Origin of the sequence: Desulfobacter postgatei 2ac9, assembly GCF_000233695.2 — a bacterium.
GTDB lineage: Bacteria > Desulfobacterota > Desulfobacteria > Desulfobacterales > Desulfobacteraceae > Desulfobacter > Desulfobacter postgatei.
In genome coordinates this window covers 3,047,597-3,063,957 of sequence record NZ_CM001488.1, presented here as the reverse complement: position 1 = coordinate 3,063,957, position 16,361 = coordinate 3,047,597, and the positions used below count along the sequence as shown (strand labels likewise).

Genomic DNA, 16,361 nt, shown 5'->3' with positions numbered 1-16,361 from the left:
TCTGTCCTTTACAAGAATCCGTTCCGGGCAAGAAATGACATACTGATGTCCAGGTCGGCATCAGCACCGGCGTCGTTGGCACTCTTGGCGCCTTTCCCCTGCCCTGATAAAAATTTTTTCACATATTTTCCCAGCATATCTGTCTCAATATTGACGCGATCCCCCACATTTTTAAACCCGATTGTTGTAATCTTTGCGGTATGGGGAATAATGCTTACCGAAAAACCGTTTTCCCAGCATTGGTTGATGGTCAGGCTGATACCGTCAATGGCCACGGAGCCTTTTTCTATCATCTCACAGGCAAGGTTTTCCGGCACCTGAATGTCATATATGATGGCATTGCTCCGGGTCTCAATTTTTGAAACCACACCTGTGCCGTCTATGTGTCCTGATACCAGATGTCCATCTATGCGGTCGGACAACTTCAGCGCCCGTTCAATATTGACCCGGGCTCCGGGTCCAAGAGAATCAAATGTGGTGCGGGAGACGGTTTCAGGCGCCATGTCCACCTTGAACTGCCCTTTACCAAGGCTTACGGCGGTCAGGCAGGCCCCATTGACGGCAATGGAATCCCCGATGCCTGTACCGGTCAGATCCAGGTCACAGGCAATGACCAGAATTTTACCCTCACCCTGGGTTTCAATGCGCCGAATGGTGCCCAGACTTTCTATGATTCCCGTAAACAAAAAATATCTCCCCACTCATTTCCCATTGCCGACCGGCCTATTCCGGGGCTCAAGATAGCCTGTAACCAGCATATCTGAGCCGAACTGCCGGGTAGTGACCCGGACCAGTTCAAACACGTCTTTTATCTTTTCAGGCCCCGACCCTTTGAAGACCGGGATGCCGTCATTTGCGCCCAAAATCTTGGGGGCAAGAAAATAACAGACTTTGTTAACAATCCCTGCGGCCAGAGCCGATGCTGCCACACGCCCCCCGCCTTCAATCAGAAGGCTTGTGATGGACAATTCTTTTAATCTAATCATCAGGTCATTTAAATCAAGCAGATTTTCCAACACCCGGCATTTAAGAACCTGTGCGCCCTTGTCTTTGAGACGCTGAATTTTACCTGGGTCACACTCCGGACCTGTAACAATGATGGTGGGTGCACTTGAGTTTTGAACCACAACCTTGGCATTTTCTTGAATGCTCAAACGGGTATCCAGAATTATCCGGGCAGGATCCCGGGTCGGTTTCCCCTCAATTCTGGCGGTCAGAGAGGGATCATCCCCATGCAGGGTGCCGGAACCAATAAGAATGGCATCATTTTGATGGCGCAGTTCGTGACCGAAGTTTCGGGATGCACTGGAGGTTATCCACTGGGAATCCCCGGTTCTGGTGGCAATATATCCGTCAAGGGTGGCAGCACATTTTAAGGTGACAAACGGTGTTTTATGGTTTTGGACATTCCAGACAAAATCTTCAATCAGGGTCAAGGCCTCTTGTTCCATAACCCCTGATACCACCTCAAGCCCTTTTCCCCTTAAAAATTCAATCCCGCCCCCAGCGACATTGGGGTTGGGATCTTTACAGGCCACAACAACACGGCCGATGCCTGCGTTAAGAATTTTATGGGTGCATGGGGGGGTTCTGCCGAAATGATTGCAGGGTTCAAGGGTGACGTAGATGGTGGCATGGGCCAGTTTTTCAGGCGCTCTTGCTGCGGCATCATCAATGGCCACCACCTCGGCATGGGGGCCACCTGCCTTAGAGTGAAAGCCCTGACCAATGATCCGGCCGTCTTTTACCACCACGGCACCCACACAGGGATTGGGGGAGGTATACCCTTTACCCTGGGCTGCAAGTTCCAAAGCCCTTGCCATATAGTCCAAATCAGTCATCGGTCTTAACAGGACCTTCCTTACCCGGCTCGGCGTCTGCGGACCGGTGCTCCTTATGAATCAGGCTCTCAAGTTCCTGAATAAAATCCGTCACATCCTTGAACTCCCGGTACACGGAAGCAAACCGGACATAGGCCACATCATCGAGCTCCTTGAGAGCATTGATAATTTTCTCGCCCACGACCTTGGCAGACACCTCCCGGTCCCGGCCTTCCCGCAGGTCGCGTTCAATATCATCGACAATCTGTTCGATCTGGTTGATGCTGATGGCCCGCTTTTCACACGCTTTCTGAATGCCCCGCAGCACTTTTTCCCTGTCAAACTCCTCCCGGCGGCTGTCTTTTTTAACAATCATGACAGGGACCTGTTCAACCCGTTCATATGTGGTAAAACGCCGGCCGCAATCCTGACACTCTCTTCGGCGCCGGACCTCGAACTCAATTTTACCCGGCCGAGAATCCACCACTCTGGTGTTCGGGTTGCCACAATAGGGGCACTTCATATCAGCCTCTTTAATTTATTTATTCAAGCCGGATGAGTTCCACCCCGGCCTGGGCAAACATCTCCAGGGAAAGGGGATCGTCGTATCCCTTTTTAAAGTACACCTTTTTAATCCCGGCGTTAATGATCATCTTGGCGCAGATGGAACAGGGCTGGGTGGTGCAGTACAGAGAGGCACCGGCAACTGGTATCCCGTGGAAGGCCGCCTGAATGATCACATTCTGTTCAGCATGAACGCCCCGGCAAAGCTCATGTTTTTCCCCGGAGGGGACATTAAGCTGTTCCCGCAGACAACCGGTCTCTCTGCAATGGGGGATTTGGGAGGGCGCCCCGTTATAGCCCGAGCATAAAATGCGTTTATCCTTCACCAGCACCGCGCCCACCTTTCGCCGAAGACAGGTGGCCCTGGAGGCCACAAGTTCTGTGATGGCCATAAAATACTCATCCCAGGATGGACGGCCATCACTAACGACGCTTGCGGAATCAGGTAAAACAGGGGGCATCAGCAGGCGGTATCCCCATACAGCGGGTAGTGGGTGCAAAGCTCTTTAACCTTGGTCGCAACTTTAGGGACATTGGCCTCGTCATCCAACACATCGCAAATAAATCCGGCGATATCCCCCACGGCATCTTCCTTCATGCCCCTGGACGTAATCAACGGCACACCGATACGTACACCCGAAGTCACAAAGGGGCTTCGTTTTTCATTGGGTACGGTATTTTTATTCACCGTAATATTTGCCTGTCCGAGACGCTCTTCCGCATCTTTTCCAGTGATATCCAACCCGGAAAAATCTACCAGGACCATGTGGTTATCCGTACCATTGGACACCAGTTTATAGCCTCTTTCCATGAGCACCTTTGCCAGGACAGCGGCATTTTTGACCACTTGTTTCTGATATTCAGTAAACGCCGGCAACAATGCCTCTTTAAACGCCACTGCCTTGGCCGTAACAACATGCATCAGGGGACCGCCCTGGATACCGGGAAAAATCTGGGAATTGATTTTTTTGCCCCGTTCGGCGCTGGAGAGAATCAGTCCACCCCTGGGACCACGAAGGGTTTTATGGGTGGTGGAAGTGATAATATCTGCATATCCAACAGGTGTGGGATGTACCCCCGCAGCCACAAGGCCTGCAATATGAGCCATATCCACCAGAAACAGCGCACCGCATGCTTTGGCAATTTCGGAAAAGCCCTTGAAGTCAAGGGTTCTAGGATAGGCCGAAGCCCCTGCCACAATCATTTTAGGCTTATTTGCCCGGGCCAGATCTTCCACCTGGTTCAAATCGATTGTTTCGGTTTCCGGATTTAAACCATAATGAGAAAAATTGAACAAACGGCCTGAAAAACTTACCCCTGCGCCATGGGTTAAATGACCGCCATGGGAAAGATCCATGGCCAGTATCCCGTCGCCGGGAGAGAGCACGGAAAAGTAAGCCGCCATATTGGCCTGGGATCCGGAATGGGGCTGCACATTGGCATATTCCACACCGAATAGCTTTTTTACCCGCTCAATGGCCAGATTTTCCGCCTCGTCCATGTACTGGCACCCGCCATAATAGCGCTTTGACGGATACCCTTCAGCATATTTGTTGGTCATGATGGAGCCCTGGGCTTCCATGACTGCCCGGCTGACTGTATTTTCCGAAGCGATGAGATTGAGCCCGTATTCCTGCCGACTGTATTCACGCTCAATAACGGAGGCAATCTCAGGATCACAAGCTTTGATAAATTGTATATTTTCCATAATTCAATCGTGCCTTTCTTAACCTAATCTTCTAATCTAGGGAACGGATACGGTCCAGATGGCGACCACCTTCAAAGGGGGTGGCAAGCCATTCCCTGACCAGTTCAAAGGCAAGAATATCACCGATTACACGACCACCCATGACCAGAATATTGGCATCATTGTGTTGCCGGCTCATCCTGGCGGAAAAGATATCCGAGCACAGGGCGGCACGTACACCTTTAAACCGGTTGGCCTGCATGGACATGCCAAGGCCGGTGCCACACAGAAGAATACCCCGGCCAAATGTACCGTCGGAAACGGCTTGGGCCACCTTTTTACCGAAATCGGCATAATTTACCGAAGCAGTGCTGTGGGTACCCGCATCCTCAACCTCATAACCAAGACCGGTGAGCAGATCCTTAATCTTTTCCTTTAATTCAAACGCGGCATGATCACTGCCGATGATAATCTGTTTATCCTTTTCCATATCTACCCCGGACCTTTATATTTATTTATGATTTCGATGCAATGAAGTCATAAATATCCTGGACAGTCGACAATTTCTCGGCCTGGTCGTCGTCAATTTCTATTTCAAAAATCTCTTCCATGGACATGATAAGCTCAACGATGGTCAGAGAATCAGCCCCCAGATCTTCGATCAACGACGCCTGGGGAACCACGTCCTCAATATCAATGCCGGGAATTTTTTCAGCAATAATTTTTCTTACCTTGGTTTCAATGGTCATAATCTGACTCCTTGAAGTATCTTCCGGCCTACTAATCGTCTGCATCCATATCAGTGTTTACATTTCTGCCTTTGTATGCACCGCATTCAGGACATGCTCTATGGGGCAATTTTGGCTCCTGACACTCGGAACATAAAGTTATGGTAGGGGAACCGGTTTTATAATGGGTACGTCTTTTTCTTCCTCTTGCCTTGGAGCTTTTCTGCTTGGGTACGGCCATGACTTTCTCCTAACTATATTATTTTATTTGGTTTTCATTTAATACTTACCAAAATTTAAAACATATCTAATTACCCTATTTTTTATTTGAAGTCAACCAAAGATTCTAATTAGAATTGCTGATTGCTTTAGGCCTCGCAATTATGATAGATAAACCGTCGATTTTACGCTGTTTATACGAATTCGGGCAGTACAAGGCCCAAATATCCTGTATCGGCTGTTGTTCGTAGAGTTTAACTTTTGGAGATCATAATGAATACAATAATCACACGCTTTCCGCCCTCCCCTACCGGCTACCTGCATATCGGCGGTGCCAGAACCGCACTTTTCAACTGGCTGTGGGCCAGAAAAAACGCAGGGCAGTTTGTGCTACGCATAGAAGATACTGATGAAGCCCGTTCCACAAAAGAGTCTGTGGACGCCATTCTGGAATCCATGGAATGGCTGGGAATTGACTGGGATGACGGCCCCTATTTCCAGACCCAGCGCCATGATATTTACAATGAACACATCGACCGTCTGGTTGAGCAGGGTCATGCCTACTATTGCGACTGCACGCCCGAAGAGGTTAATGCCATGCGCGAAGAGGCCAAGGCCAAGGGGTTGAAGCCCATGTATAACGGCAAATGCCGGAACCGCGGGCTTAAAAAAGGGACAAACACCGTGGTGCGGTTGAAAACTCCCGACACAGGCGTCACCATTGTGGATGACATTGTCAAGGGCAGTACCGCTTTTCAGAATACGGAAATTGATGACTTCATCATCCAGAGAAGCTCGGGTATGGCCATGTACAATCTTGCGGTGGTGGTGGACGACATCACCATGGGCATCAACACCATTATCCGGGGGGATGACCACCTGGTGAATACGCCCAAACAAATTCTGATTTATCAGGCTTTAGGCGCGCCGCTGCCGGTGTTCGGCCATGTACCCATGGTGCTGGGATCAGATAAGGCCCGACTGAGCAAACGTCATGGCGCCATGTCCGTGGGTGAATATAAAAAGATGGGATTTCTGGCTGATGCACTGATCAACTATCTGGTCAGGTTGGGATGGTCCCATGGCGACCAGGAGTTTTTTGAACGCCAGGAGCTTATTGAAAAGTTCGACCTTGAACATCTTGGCCGTTCTGCAGGCATGTTTGATATGGATAAGCTATACGCCCTGAACGCCAAACACATCCAGAAAAAGAAGCCCATAGAATTGGGCGATGACCTTGTGCCTCACCTGGCGGACCTTGGCATTGAGGCCCAAAATGATGTCTTTACCCAGGGGGTAATCGAAACGCTTCAACCCAGAAGCAAAACCCTTGTGGAGATGGCCCAGGGTGCGGCGTTCTACTACATGGATGAGATCGAGTTTGAGGAAAAGGCGGCCAAAAAATTTCTTAAGCCTGAAACCTCAGACCTTTTAAACAAATGCGCCCACGCCCTGGAAGAACTTTGTGATTTCAGCCAGGGCCCCCAGGAGGAGATGTTTAAACAGATCATGGAGGAAACAGGCCTCGGATTTGGAAAAATCGCCCAACCCCTGCGGGTGGCTGTCACCGGCACAACGGTGAGCCCCGGCATATTTGAAATGTTTATCGCCCTTGGCAAAGAAAAAACCGTCCAGCGCATCAGAAAGGCGGCACAATTCTGTACGGCCCAGGGTTAATAAAAACAAAGCGCTGAAAACCAGACTACAGAACTGCACAAAATCGGCAGCGGGCTGTACCGGATCAAAATTTGAGACGCAGTCAAGGCAGACGCCTTCAACTGCGTCCATTTTTTGCGGCAGCCGTTCAGGCCGCTTTGGCACACCACAATCCCGGCATGAAAGATAAACGGAAACCACAGACTAACTTGTCAGGCCAATTTTATTGAAAGGATGTTCAAGTGCGAACCATCGTATTATTCCAACGAATTCCGGTTACCTTTTTATTTTTATGTGTGATTTCAATCACGGCCTGCAACAAACATCCAATTGAAATGAAACAAGTCAATGTCGTCTTTCGGTTCGATGATTATTCGGCCTGCAGCAATACGGACATGGAGCTGAGAATCATTGATGCCTTCCGCAAGCATGACGCTTGCTTTACCATAGGTGTCATCCCCTATGTATGTGCAAACGATATTCATGATCCCTCTGCGCAGGATCTAATCCCTCTTACACCGATAAAAGGGAATATTTTAAAGAACGGCGTTAATGAGGGTATATTGGATGTAGCCTTGCATGGTTACTCTCACCAGACAATCAGCACTGAGCAATGGGCAGAATTTTCAGGCCTGGATTACAACAGTCAGGCAGAGAGATTAGCCAAAGGCAAGACTCTGCTTGAGGGCATGATAGACGCGCCTATCAATACGTTTGTGCCACCGTGGAACAGGTACGACCTGAACACGTTAAGGGCTCTTGAGAAACTTGGGTTTTCAACTCTTTCGGCGGACAATAAAAGAATGGAGGTAACCGCGTGTAAGCTAAATTTCCTGCCATACTCATGCAACCTCTCTAAGCTTGGCGATGCCATCGAAGCATCACGAACATCTTCTGTCACTCAACCTGTCATTGTTGTTTTGTTCCATGAATATGACTTTAAAGAAATTGATGAAAAGCGTGGTCGCATTACTTATCAAGAGTTTTACGAACTTTTGAATTGGCTCAAATCCCAGAGGCATGTTCGTTTGCTTTCCATCAGCCAGGCAACTGAGGGGATTAAAGAAGATTATATTTTCAAAATCAACATCAGGAGAATTGAATATGCAGAACACAACGCGTTTTAATCTGTTTTATACGATTGCGGCCATTTTGGGCATCATTTTAGTCCATGAAGCATGGATGGGATACCAATCCATAAAGCCGCTGGCATACGGGCTCATCCCATTGACAGGTGAATTCCTTTACAAGCCTTTTTCTGATTAATACAATGTACATGATCCGCTCCGGGGCACCGGAATAAAACCTTGGCTGCGGCAATATTATGATCGACAGGGAACCTTCATTATGAGAAATAAATTTCTTGGTACCGGAGAACCAGGGTATAATCCCTTGCGTAAAATGAGGGTCATACTAGCGGGGCTCAGATTTGTTTTCCGCTATGAACTGACTGTTGCTTATAAGCTGGTACTCTCTACCATCATCCTTATCCTGGCCTTTATTTTCCGTCAGTGGCTGGATTTTGAGATAATTCTTCTTGCAACCGGCCTTGTTGTGGTGACGGAAATGCTCAATACCGCGATTGAAGCAATCTGCGATTTTGTCGAAATCAGGGAAAATGAAAAAATCAAGGCGATAAAGGATGTGGGCGCAGCTGCAGTAGGGATCAGCATTTTAATCTGGCTGGTGGTCATGATCTTCAACGGTGCCCATCTCATTTCCATCATCTGCGGCTATAATATTGAATATGTTATTGCCAACAACATTGCCACGTTCTCCTGATAAGGAAAAAATACGACCATTAAGGAACGGGTCTTAAATAACTTACCCTTTTTGCTAAATCCGGCAGCGCGGGCGTTTTGCCCGCGCTGCCGGGTTAAGTTATTCCGGTCTCATTCCTAAGGTTAGAGTCCCTTTTTTTCAAACCAGACAAACATCGGGATGATTCCAGCCCAGAACACAGCGATGATGAGCCAGGGAGAGATGTTCAATAGTTCGAACATACTGATTTTTCCGAAATCTTTCCACGCAAGAACTGTTGATTTGAAAAACGGATAAAGTTCAGCGTAAAGGGCCGCTCCTGCTATCATGCCTGCAATGGCGAAGACGGAGTGCCATCGTCCCTCGCCAAGGGCACCGATCGAAGTTCCCGGACAGAAGCCCATCACGGCCCAACCGCCGCCGAAAAGAGCGCCTCCAACTAGAACAGCCCCCACATTCATTGCCTTATGGCTGAGAGAAATAATTTCGGCACCGGCAAGCAGCTGAATCCCGACCATACCGACCAAGATGGCCGATAACATAAACTTGAAGATCGTCATATCCTTCAAGAGCATTGCACCGATCTGCTTTTGAAAGCGCAGAACACGTCCTTTCTGCAGAAAAAATCCGAATAAAACGCCTGTAATCAAACCAAGGATCTGACCGGTGCTCATGATGATCTCCTCCTGTATAAAAGTCCTGCAACGATTACCCCGACCACGAAAAACATAGCCAATGCGATGAAAGCGCTGACCGACAGCTGCATCATGCCACTAAGACCGTGACCGCTTGGGCAGCCGTCTGCCATGCGCGCCCCGATCATGGCCACAATACCTCCCAAAAAGGCGCCTGCCGCCCGTTTGCCGATCGATGGGCCAAACCGCTCTTTCCAGATCGGCGGAATAGTTTCGAACTTGAAGCTCCTGTCTGTCTGGGATGAGATCAAGGCTCCGAAGAAGATCCCGATCACAAGCATGAACTGCCAATCCACCCGTACTTTTTCCTTGGTAAAGTATGCGTTTGCAGCAACGCTCTCCGGAGAGACCGTTTTTTCAAGCAATCCTGCGGCACGCACAAATGTCGTTGACGCACCAAGGTAATTGGTCTTGCCCATCCACTTTGTGGTTGCATACACCGAAGCGATGGCCAAAAGTCCCACCAGCGCCCCTGCCAAATAAGGACTCCAGCCGCCATCTGCTGTTTTCAGCTTCATAGTTATTTCCTCCTTTCATATTTGTTGTTGAACATGGCATGCCATTGCTTTATATGTAACACTCCTCCCGTAAATTGGGAATAGTGCTTCAATTTATTTAAAAACGGGGCCGGGTAATACCGGTATATTTTATGGAGAACCTAAACAAAAATATCAAACAGGCTTGCCAGGCAATTAAAGATGCAGACGCACTTTTTATAACGGCCGGTGCCGGTATGGGCGTCGATTCGGGTTTGCCTGATTTCAGGGGAAATTCAGGTTTCTGGAAAGCCTATCCGCCCATAGCGAAACTGGGCAAATCGTTCAGTGAAATGGCAGACCCTGTCTGGTTTGACAAACAGCCTGAAATTGCCTGGGCGTTTTATGGGCACAGGTTGAATCTTTATCGTGAAACAATCCCCCACGAAGGCTTTTCAAAATTGCTTGATCTGGGAAAAAGCAAGCCGTACGGATATTTTGTATTCACCTCGAATGTTGACGGGCAGTTTCAAAAAGCCGGCTTTGACGATGCATTGATTGAAGAGTGCCATGGCTCTATCCACCATCTTCAATGCACCGGACCATGTTCCAGCGACATCTGGGCGATTGGGGAAGAAAAAGTCAATGTTGATATGGAAGCGTTCCGGGCTACAGGCCAGTTGCCGAAATGTAAAAACTGTGGAAGACTGGCACGCCCCAATATTTTAATGTTTGGAGACTGGAACTGGATATCACACCGTACCAGTGAACAAGGGGCACGTTTGCAGAAATGGCTTGAAGAACTCAACAGCTTCAATGCAAAGTTGGCCATTATTGAAATGGGGGCAGGCCTTGCCGTACCTACGGTAAGATATAAATCCCAACGAACCGGCCGGAACTTACATTCAACCTTGATACGCATCAACCCAAGGGATTACAATGTCTGCCAGAGCGCAATCGGCCTGCCGCTTGGCGCCAGGGAAGGCATAAACCGGATTTTGTGCTGATGAATTCAAAACGTTATATATAAAATTCAAATGAAAAATCTTGAAACCAAATGGGCGATAAGGCTTCTTAATGAACATGAGAATATATGTTGGCAACATGGCATCAACCTTACAACTCCGGTAATCAATATATCTTCCGGCAAACAGACGTATGGTTATTGGAGTCCCCGGCATAGGACGATTTCGATTTCAAGGCATCTTATCAAGACGGAACCATGGGATATCGTGTTGGAAGTCCTGAAACATGAAATGGCACACCAATATGTTACTGACTTTTATAATGATGCCGATAAACATGGAAACTACTTTAAGAAAGCATGCAAAAAATTAGGCGTTCACCCAGCCTTTGTTACAAACAAAGACTATGCTGCAAAGCTGGAGGATTTCAAAGGCAAGTTACCCTCTGATGCGAAAAGGATGTTAACGAAAGTTGAGAAGCTTATGGCCCTTGGGCAGTCCAGTAACGAAGCAGAGGCCCAGGCAGCTTCTAGAAAAGCCAACTATCTGTTAAACAAATATAACCTTCAAAGGGTCGAAAATGATAATCCGGAAATAAAATATCACACGATTTGCCATAAGAAAAAGCGCATTGAAAGTATCCAGCAAGCGATCATGTCTGTCTTGCAGAAATATTATTATGTTTCCTGTATATCATCCTACACCTATGATTTCCAAGATGATGCCGAATATAGAAGTGTTGTCATCGTGGGGAAAAAAGAGGCGATCAAGGTAGCTGAATATGTTTATCATTTCCTATTTGATACAGCTCAGACCCTTTGGCAGGAATATCGAAAGAAACATAAGGCCGGACGAGATGATAAAGTTTCTTTCGATATGGGTTTCATTAAAGGGATTGAGAATAATCATGAAAAAATGCTTGAAAGCTCTCAGATTGAATTAAACGATGATAGACGTTTGCCTGTAAGCACGGTAAAAGCATTGGTAGAACAAAATCGCATTAAGAATCAAGTTGAAGTGTCTCGAATTTTCCCCAAAAGAACCAAACAATATTATGGTAAACATCGACCTTCATCGAGTGCATACAAGAACGGCTTTAAGAACGGGAAGAATACGCATATAAAGAAAGGGGTGGCCACTCGTGGAGAAGGGATCTCAGGTTTTTTGGGTTCAAGTGGCAAAGGTTAAGAGCCATTGCATGAACGTCTATGCACCAAAAATCATGCCGCAATATCCCACAAAATCAGAGGTGGGCTCCAACGGATCGAAACTTGAGGCGTAGTCAAGGCAGACACCTTTGACTGCGCCCATTTTTTTTGCAGCAGCCACAGCCGCACACGCTGCACCGGCACAGCACATGTTATGGCGCGACAGTCCCTGGTGAATAATCTGCTTTTCATCCATGGCTGTTAACGCCTTAATGGCGGCCGCGTCATTTTCCTTTGCAACCCAATCAAATGCAGCCTTGCCTGATCCAGCCGGTTCAAATCCGAATCGCGGCCCGTAATGGGTCATGTCGGTGGAACCTACCACCGCCACGGAGCGGTCCAACTCTTGTGCAACCTCAACTACGATTATCCCCAATGCTTGCGCCGCATCCGAAGGCGGCACGGCACACACCACAATCCGGGCTTTTGGGAAAAAATATTTTATAAAAGGATATTGCAGTTCCAGGGTGTTTTCTTCGGGGAATCGTGCGGGTGTCAATTGCTTCAGGTCAACATTTGCGGCGGCGGCTTGCTTAACCAGCCGACCTGTGAACGCCTTATCAATTTCAATGGCGCCCAAAGGGGTATCAACGGCTGTGCAGTCCAGAACAAAGGACGGGGAATCGGCATGCATGTGAACCCCGAAAAGAACAATGGTCTCCACAGCCCGGCGGCCATGGGCCAGTGCCGCGAACACCCGGCAGGCCAATTTCCCCGAGTAAATCCAGCCTGCATGGGGAACAATGCCCGCCACAGGATTATTCAAAGTTTTTGTATCTGCTTCTGCTCTAAGATCATCGTTAAACCGTTCAAGAGCAGACCGGCACTGGTCAGCTGATCCCGGATACCATGATCCGGCAAATGCCATTTTTTTTAGACCCATAATTTGCCCCCAAAAAAAGAAAAATTTTAAACCTTTATTTTACCACGAAGGAGATGAAGTTCACGAAGATATTAGAGTACCAAACTTCGTGAACTTCGTGGTTTTAATTCTGAAACTATCTTAACTTTATGGCATTGCCCCGGCACCTTCGCGATTATCCGAGTTTTTCCTTCACCTTGGTGCGCAGCCATGCAAGCCATGGCTCCATGCCTTCCCGGGTCTTGGCGGAAAGTTCAAACACCGGCATGCCCGGATGCACCTTACCCATATTTTCCACGGCCAGGGCCGCATCAAAATCCAGATAGGGCAACAGATCTATTTTATTTAAAATGGCAGCATCGGCCACCTGGAACATAAGCGGATATTTTAACGGCTTATCCTCGCCTTCGGGGACGCTTAGGACCACGGCCCTTGCATCTTCGCCAATGTCAAACGCCGCAGGACAGACCAGGTTGCCGATATTTTCAACGATAAGCAGGTCAAGGTCATCGCACCCCAGGGACCTGGCCGACGATTCAATGAGATGGGCTGCCAGATGGCAGTCCCCCCCGAACTGATCCGTGTTGATCTGGGTCACCTTGGCCCCTGTTACGGAAAGCCGGTCCGCATCATTGGTGGTGCAGACATCACCCACAATCACCCCCACCCGTATATCGGGCATCAGCGCTTCCAGGGTCCGGCACAGGGTTTCGGTCTTTCCGGAACCCGGCGATGACATCATGTTCAGGACAAACACTTGTTTTTCTTTAAAAAAAGCCCTGTTGCGATCTGCATCGGATTCGTTTTTTGCCAGTACCCGTTTTTGTATATTTATCTCCATGGGTTATCTCTCAATTTTTTTATTATTTCTCAATCGTCTGATCGTCTGCCAGCTCTATGGATGAGATCTCAATCTCCCGTCCCGAAATCATGGTCACCTGCCCGTTTTTGCATGCAGGACACCCAAAGGCCGGGGTATCGGTCTGCCATTCATGGTTACAACTTTCACAGTGCAGACACACCGGCACCTCGTCGATTATCAGCTCAGCCCCTTCAAGAGGTGTGTTCCTGGTGATGACCTCCAGGCAAAAGGAGAGGCTGTGTGCCACCACGGCAGCCAGTTTGCCGATCCTTAAATTCATTTTTTCCACCCTGGGATTTTCAATGTCATCGGGAATGGCATCCAGGGCGATGGTTACCAGTTGCTGGGCAATACCCATCTCATGCATACTTACTGATCCTGCCTTGCTTTAAAAAATTGCTGTTGAAATTCAGGGAATTTGTCTTCCTTTATTGCATGACGCATTTTTGCCATAAGATCAAGATAATAATAGAGATTATGAATGGTATTCAAACGATAGGATAAAAGCTCCCGGGATTTATACAGATGACGCAGATAGGCTCTTGAATAATTTCGGCAGGTGTAGCAGTCACAGATTTCGTCTATGGGCCGCTCGTCCGTCTTATACACAGCATTCGGGATATTGATGGTACCGGTGTGGGTAAAAAGCTGGCCGTTTCTGGCATTCCGGGAGGGCATCACACAGTCAAACATATCGCACCCCATACCCACCAGGGTCACAAGATTTTCAGGCGTACCCACCCCCATAATGTACCGCGGCTTTTGTGACGGCAGAAGCGGCAGGGTGTGATCAGCCATCTCATACATCACATCGGTGGGCTCTCCCACGGAAAGACCGCCAATGGCAAAGCCGGGAAAATCAATGGCCGTAATCTGTTCAGCGGATAGAGAGCGAAGTTCTTTAACCATTCCGCCCTGGACAATACCGAACAAGTTATGAATCGCGCCGTTTTCCTGCCAGAAATCAAAGCCTCTTTTCGCCCAGGCCGTGGTCTTATTCAAGGCGTCAGCCACCTGCTGGTCCGTTGCCGGATGCCCCTGGCACCAGTCCAGGGACATCATGATATCCGATCCCAGAATCATCTGGATCTCAACGGCCCGTTCCGGGGAAAAAAAGTGCCGGGAGCCGTCAATATGGGATTGAAAATGCACCCCTTCATCGGTGAACCTGGCCAGTTTTGCCAAAGAAAAAAACTGGAACCCCCCGGAGTCGGTGAGCATGGGTTTGTTCCAGGCCGTAAAGGCGTGAAGCCCTTTCATGGTTTCAATGACTTCAACGCCGGGCCGCAGATATAAATGATAGGTATTGCCAAGAATAATCTGGGCCCCGCAATGTGCCAGATCCTCCTTTGACACGCCCTTCACCGATCCCAGAGTGCCAACGGGCATAAAAACAGGGGTTTGAACAACACCGTGATCCGTGAGAATCCGCCCCAAACGGGAGCGGTCCCGGCCGTCACCTTTTTTACTATTATCTTTTATTAAATCAAATGTAAGCATATTTTATTTTCACTCTATAAACATGGCATCACCATAACTGAAAAACCGATATTTTTCATCCACGGCGACCTTGTAAGCATCCAGAATCCGTTCCCGGTCATAAAAGGCGGAAATCAGCATGAGCAGCGTGGATTCAGGCAAGTGGAAATTGGTGATAATGGCATCCACGCATTTAAACCGGTAGCCTGGATAGATAAACAGGTCGCACCGACCCTGACCGGCCGAAATCCTGCCGCAAGCGTCAGTACAGAACTCCAGGGTCCGGACAGCGGTGGTGCCCACGGCAATCACCCTGCAACCGGCCCCACGGGCCCGGTTAATTTTTTCAGCAGCCTGCTCATCTACAATAAAATATTCCGAGTGAATCTGATGATCCCGGATATCCTTTACCCGCACCGGTACAAAGGTGCCATATCCCACATGCAGGGTAATCCGAACCACGTCCACACCCTTGGCAGAAAGTGCTGCAAGCAAATCTTCCGTAAAATGAAGCCCGGCCGTGGGCGCGGCCACAGCCCCCTCGGCGGTTGCATAAACCGTCTGGTAATCCTGCCGGTCTTTTTGCTCATCCATTTGCGCCGGTGTGCCTGCCCCCTGCCCCGGATTCTGATCCCGTTTAATATAGGGCGGCAAAGGCATTTTACCTGATTTTTTCAACCGGAATAAAAAATCATTGCCCCCGTTAAAACAGACCACAGAGATCCGGTCCCGGTGTTCAATCACGGTAGCCGTAATATCCTGTCCCAATTCAAGCACCGTGCCGGGTTCCGGCCTGCGTGACGCCCTGATCAGGCAGTCACACTGGAACCGTCCTGTATCGGCCAGGTGTTTCATGCCGGCAGCATAATCAATAATGAGAACCTCTACACGCCCCCCCGTGGGTTTATGGCCCAAAAGCCTTGCCGGCACGACCCGGGTGTCATTAACCACCAGCAAATCACCCGGGCGCAGCAGATCAGCGATATCAAGAAACCTGCGATGGCTGATGTCATGGCTCCTGCGGTCCAGGTGCATGAGACGGGACAGACTTCTGTGTTCACACGGTGTCTGGGCGATCAGGGATTCGGGCAGATTATAGCGGTAATCAGACAGATTGTACATCAACCGGCCTCCATGGCAAGATAGATAACCACCAGGCCCGCCAGCATCATAAAAAAGCCAAACCGCCTCAAGGTGCCTTCGGGCATTTGCAGGATCATCGTTACCATCTGCCGCATCTTATGCGGTGAGATGAAATAGGGCAGCCCTTCGACAATCATGACCATGCCCATCACACAGAAAAAAAATTTCATTCAAATAATTTCCTTTTGTTCTTTTATTAGAGGTACCCTTGATAATTAAAAATATCAAGGTTATAA

The 16,361-nt window shown here is 48.6% G+C and carries 21 protein-coding genes; 5 read left to right on the top strand and 16 right to left on the bottom strand.

The features are described from left to right. Positions 1-8: 8 nt before the first annotated feature. The 8 genes from DESPODRAFT_RS14135 to rpmF are packed head-to-tail and all read right to left on the bottom strand — an operon-like array spanning position 9 to position 5,040. The gene (locus DESPODRAFT_RS14135; protein WP_004074295.1) at positions 9-686 is read right to left on the bottom strand and encodes a riboflavin synthase; all 678 of its coding nucleotides are present in this window, start codon (positions 684-686) and stop codon (positions 9-11) included. Between the two features lie 15 nt (positions 687-701). Beyond that, positions 702-1,841, bottom strand: coding sequence for a bifunctional diaminohydroxyphosphoribosylaminopyrimidine deaminase/5-amino-6-(5-phosphoribosylamino)uracil reductase RibD (gene ribD, locus DESPODRAFT_RS14130; RefSeq protein ID WP_004074294.1), 1,140 nt, complete (start codon positions 1,839-1,841; stop codon positions 702-704). Next, a complete protein-coding gene (gene nrdR / locus DESPODRAFT_RS14125; RefSeq protein WP_004074293.1) occupies positions 1,834-2,343 on the bottom strand; it encodes a transcriptional regulator NrdR in 510 nt (169 codons plus the stop codon). The genes ribD and nrdR overlap by 8 nt, the downstream gene beginning before the upstream one ends. A gap of 19 nt (positions 2,344-2,362) precedes the next feature. After that, positions 2,363-2,845 (bottom strand): deoxycytidylate deaminase, encoded by a 483-nt coding sequence (locus DESPODRAFT_RS14120; RefSeq protein ID WP_004074292.1) that lies wholly within the window; start codon positions 2,843-2,845, stop codon positions 2,363-2,365. Further along, positions 2,845-4,092 carry a serine hydroxymethyltransferase gene (gene glyA, locus DESPODRAFT_RS14115; protein ID WP_004074291.1) on the bottom strand — a complete coding sequence of 416 codons (1,248 nt, stop codon included), beginning with the start codon at positions 4,090-4,092 and terminating at the stop codon, positions 2,845-2,847. The genes DESPODRAFT_RS14120 and glyA overlap by 1 nt, the downstream gene beginning before the upstream one ends. A 31-nt stretch (positions 4,093-4,123) precedes the next feature. After that, a complete protein-coding gene (gene rpiB, locus DESPODRAFT_RS14110) occupies positions 4,124-4,561 on the bottom strand; it encodes a ribose 5-phosphate isomerase B (RefSeq protein ID WP_004074290.1) in 438 nt (145 codons plus the stop codon). Between the two features lie 25 nt (positions 4,562-4,586). Further along, the gene (acpP, locus tag DESPODRAFT_RS14105; protein ID WP_004074289.1) at positions 4,587-4,820 is read right to left on the bottom strand and encodes an acyl carrier protein; all 234 of its coding nucleotides are present in this window, start codon (positions 4,818-4,820) and stop codon (positions 4,587-4,589) included. 31 nt (positions 4,821-4,851) lie between these two features. Continuing rightward, entirely contained in the window at positions 4,852-5,040 is a 189-nt protein-coding gene (gene rpmF, locus DESPODRAFT_RS14100) for a 50S ribosomal protein L32 (RefSeq protein ID WP_004074288.1), read from the bottom strand. A 251-nt stretch (positions 5,041-5,291) separates the two neighbouring features. Here rpmF and gltX point away from each other — a divergent pair, with 251 nt between their 5' ends. The 3 genes from gltX to DESPODRAFT_RS14085 all read left to right on the top strand — a co-directional run bounded on the left by gltX (position 5,292) and on the right by DESPODRAFT_RS14085 (position 8,456). Then, the gene (gltX, locus tag DESPODRAFT_RS14095; protein WP_004074287.1) at positions 5,292-6,695 is read left to right on the top strand and encodes a glutamate--tRNA ligase; all 1,404 of its coding nucleotides are present in this window, start codon (positions 5,292-5,294) and stop codon (positions 6,693-6,695) included. Positions 6,696-6,916: 221 nt separating this feature from the next. Further along, a complete protein-coding gene (locus DESPODRAFT_RS14090) occupies positions 6,917-7,801 on the top strand; it encodes a DUF2334 domain-containing protein (RefSeq protein ID WP_004074286.1) in 885 nt (294 codons plus the stop codon). Between the two features lie 220 nt (positions 7,802-8,021). Next, positions 8,022-8,456 carry a diacylglycerol kinase gene (locus tag DESPODRAFT_RS14085; protein WP_004074284.1) on the top strand — a complete coding sequence of 145 codons (435 nt, stop codon included), beginning with the start codon at positions 8,022-8,024 and terminating at the stop codon, positions 8,454-8,456. Between the two features lie 122 nt (positions 8,457-8,578). Here the strand turns inward: DESPODRAFT_RS14085 and DESPODRAFT_RS14080 are convergent, their stop codons facing one another. Both DESPODRAFT_RS14080 and DESPODRAFT_RS14075 read right to left on the bottom strand, forming a co-directional pair. After that, entirely contained in the window at positions 8,579-9,109 is a 531-nt protein-coding gene (locus tag DESPODRAFT_RS14080) for a DUF6691 family protein (protein WP_004074283.1), read from the bottom strand. Next, a complete protein-coding gene (locus DESPODRAFT_RS14075) occupies positions 9,106-9,648 on the bottom strand; it encodes a YeeE/YedE thiosulfate transporter family protein (RefSeq protein ID WP_004074282.1) in 543 nt (180 codons plus the stop codon). The genes DESPODRAFT_RS14080 and DESPODRAFT_RS14075 overlap by 4 nt, the downstream gene beginning before the upstream one ends. Positions 9,649-9,779: 131 nt before the next feature. Between DESPODRAFT_RS14075 and DESPODRAFT_RS14070 the strand changes: the two genes are divergently transcribed. Further along, positions 9,780-10,613 carry an SIR2 family NAD-dependent protein deacylase gene (locus DESPODRAFT_RS14070; protein ID WP_004074281.1) on the top strand — a complete coding sequence of 278 codons (834 nt, stop codon included), beginning with the start codon at positions 9,780-9,782 and terminating at the stop codon, positions 10,611-10,613. Between the two features lie 30 nt (positions 10,614-10,643). Beyond that, on the top strand, positions 10,644-11,759 hold the full coding sequence (locus DESPODRAFT_RS14065; protein ID WP_004074280.1) for a DUF2786 domain-containing protein: 1,116 nt from the start codon (positions 10,644-10,646) through the stop codon (positions 11,757-11,759). Positions 11,760-11,777: 18 nt separating this feature from the next. Here the strand turns inward: DESPODRAFT_RS14065 and amrB are convergent, their stop codons facing one another. The 6 genes from amrB to DESPODRAFT_RS14035 form a co-directional block, all read right to left on the bottom strand. After that, positions 11,778-12,662 (bottom strand): AmmeMemoRadiSam system protein B, encoded by an 885-nt coding sequence (gene amrB / locus DESPODRAFT_RS14060; protein ID WP_004074279.1) that lies wholly within the window; start codon positions 12,660-12,662, stop codon positions 11,778-11,780. Positions 12,663-12,816: 154 nt separating this feature from the next. After that, positions 12,817-13,482, bottom strand: a complete 666-nt coding sequence (hypB, locus tag DESPODRAFT_RS14055) for a hydrogenase nickel incorporation protein HypB (RefSeq protein ID WP_004074278.1) — start codon at positions 13,480-13,482, stop codon at positions 12,817-12,819. Between the two features lie 22 nt (positions 13,483-13,504). After that, a complete protein-coding gene (gene hypA, locus DESPODRAFT_RS14050; RefSeq protein ID WP_004074277.1) occupies positions 13,505-13,870 on the bottom strand; it encodes a hydrogenase maturation nickel metallochaperone HypA in 366 nt (121 codons plus the stop codon). A 2-nt stretch (positions 13,871-13,872) separates the two neighbouring features. Next, entirely contained in the window at positions 13,873-15,003 is a 1,131-nt protein-coding gene (gene tgt, locus DESPODRAFT_RS14045) for a tRNA guanosine(34) transglycosylase Tgt (RefSeq protein WP_004074276.1), read from the bottom strand. Between the two features lie 9 nt (positions 15,004-15,012). Continuing rightward, entirely contained in the window at positions 15,013-16,104 is a 1,092-nt protein-coding gene (gene queA / locus DESPODRAFT_RS14040; protein WP_004074275.1) for a tRNA preQ1(34) S-adenosylmethionine ribosyltransferase-isomerase QueA, read from the bottom strand. Continuing rightward, complete coding sequence (locus tag DESPODRAFT_RS14035) at positions 16,104-16,295, bottom strand: DUF2065 domain-containing protein (RefSeq protein ID WP_004074274.1); 192 nt, start codon at positions 16,293-16,295, stop codon at positions 16,104-16,106. The genes queA and DESPODRAFT_RS14035 overlap by 1 nt, the downstream gene beginning before the upstream one ends. Positions 16,296-16,361 lie beyond the last annotated feature (66 nt).

Excerpts from the sequence above, each read along its gene's own strand:
- acpP (WP_004074289.1), bottom strand. The coding sequence starts at position 4,820 with ATGACCATTGAAACCAAGGTAAGAAAAATTATTGCTGAAAAAATTCCC.
- nrdR (WP_004074293.1), bottom strand. The coding sequence starts at position 2,343 with ATGAAGTGCCCCTATTGTGGCAACCCGAACACCAGAGTGGTGGATTCT.
- ribD (WP_004074294.1), bottom strand. The coding sequence starts at position 1,841 with ATGACTGATTTGGACTATATGGCAAGGGCTTTGGAACTTGCAGCCCAG.
- hypA (WP_004074277.1), bottom strand. The coding sequence starts at position 13,870 with ATGCATGAGATGGGTATTGCCCAGCAACTGGTAACCATCGCCCTGGAT.
- DESPODRAFT_RS14065 (WP_004074280.1), top strand. The coding sequence starts at position 10,644 with ATGAAAAATCTTGAAACCAAATGGGCGATAAGGCTTCTTAATGAACAT.
- DESPODRAFT_RS14120 (WP_004074292.1), bottom strand. The coding sequence starts at position 2,845 with ATGCCCCCTGTTTTACCTGATTCCGCAAGCGTCGTTAGTGATGGCCGT.
- tgt (WP_004074276.1), bottom strand. The coding sequence starts at position 15,003 with ATGCTTACATTTGATTTAATAAAAGATAATAGTAAAAAAGGTGACGGC.
- glyA (WP_004074291.1), bottom strand. The coding sequence starts at position 4,092 with ATGGAAAATATACAATTTATCAAAGCTTGTGATCCTGAGATTGCCTCC.
- rpiB (WP_004074290.1), bottom strand. The coding sequence starts at position 4,561 with ATGGAAAAGGATAAACAGATTATCATCGGCAGTGATCATGCCGCGTTT.
- hypB (WP_004074278.1), bottom strand. The coding sequence starts at position 13,482 with ATGGAGATAAATATACAAAAACGGGTACTGGCAAAAAACGAATCCGAT.
- rpmF (WP_004074288.1), bottom strand. The coding sequence starts at position 5,040 with ATGGCCGTACCCAAGCAGAAAAGCTCCAAGGCAAGAGGAAGAAAAAGA.
- DESPODRAFT_RS14080 (WP_004074283.1), bottom strand. The coding sequence starts at position 9,109 with ATGAGCACCGGTCAGATCCTTGGTTTGATTACAGGCGTTTTATTCGGA.
- DESPODRAFT_RS14075 (WP_004074282.1), bottom strand. The coding sequence starts at position 9,648 with ATGAAGCTGAAAACAGCAGATGGCGGCTGGAGTCCTTATTTGGCAGGG.
- amrB (WP_004074279.1), bottom strand. The coding sequence starts at position 12,662 with ATGGGTCTAAAAAAAATGGCATTTGCCGGATCATGGTATCCGGGATCA.
- queA (WP_004074275.1), bottom strand. The coding sequence starts at position 16,104 with ATGTACAATCTGTCTGATTACCGCTATAATCTGCCCGAATCCCTGATC.
- DESPODRAFT_RS14085 (WP_004074284.1), top strand. The coding sequence starts at position 8,022 with ATGAGAAATAAATTTCTTGGTACCGGAGAACCAGGGTATAATCCCTTG.
- gltX (WP_004074287.1), top strand. The coding sequence starts at position 5,292 with ATGAATACAATAATCACACGCTTTCCGCCCTCCCCTACCGGCTACCTG.
- DESPODRAFT_RS14035 (WP_004074274.1), bottom strand. The coding sequence starts at position 16,295 with ATGAAATTTTTTTTCTGTGTGATGGGCATGGTCATGATTGTCGAAGGG.
- DESPODRAFT_RS14070 (WP_004074281.1), top strand. The coding sequence starts at position 9,780 with ATGGAGAACCTAAACAAAAATATCAAACAGGCTTGCCAGGCAATTAAA.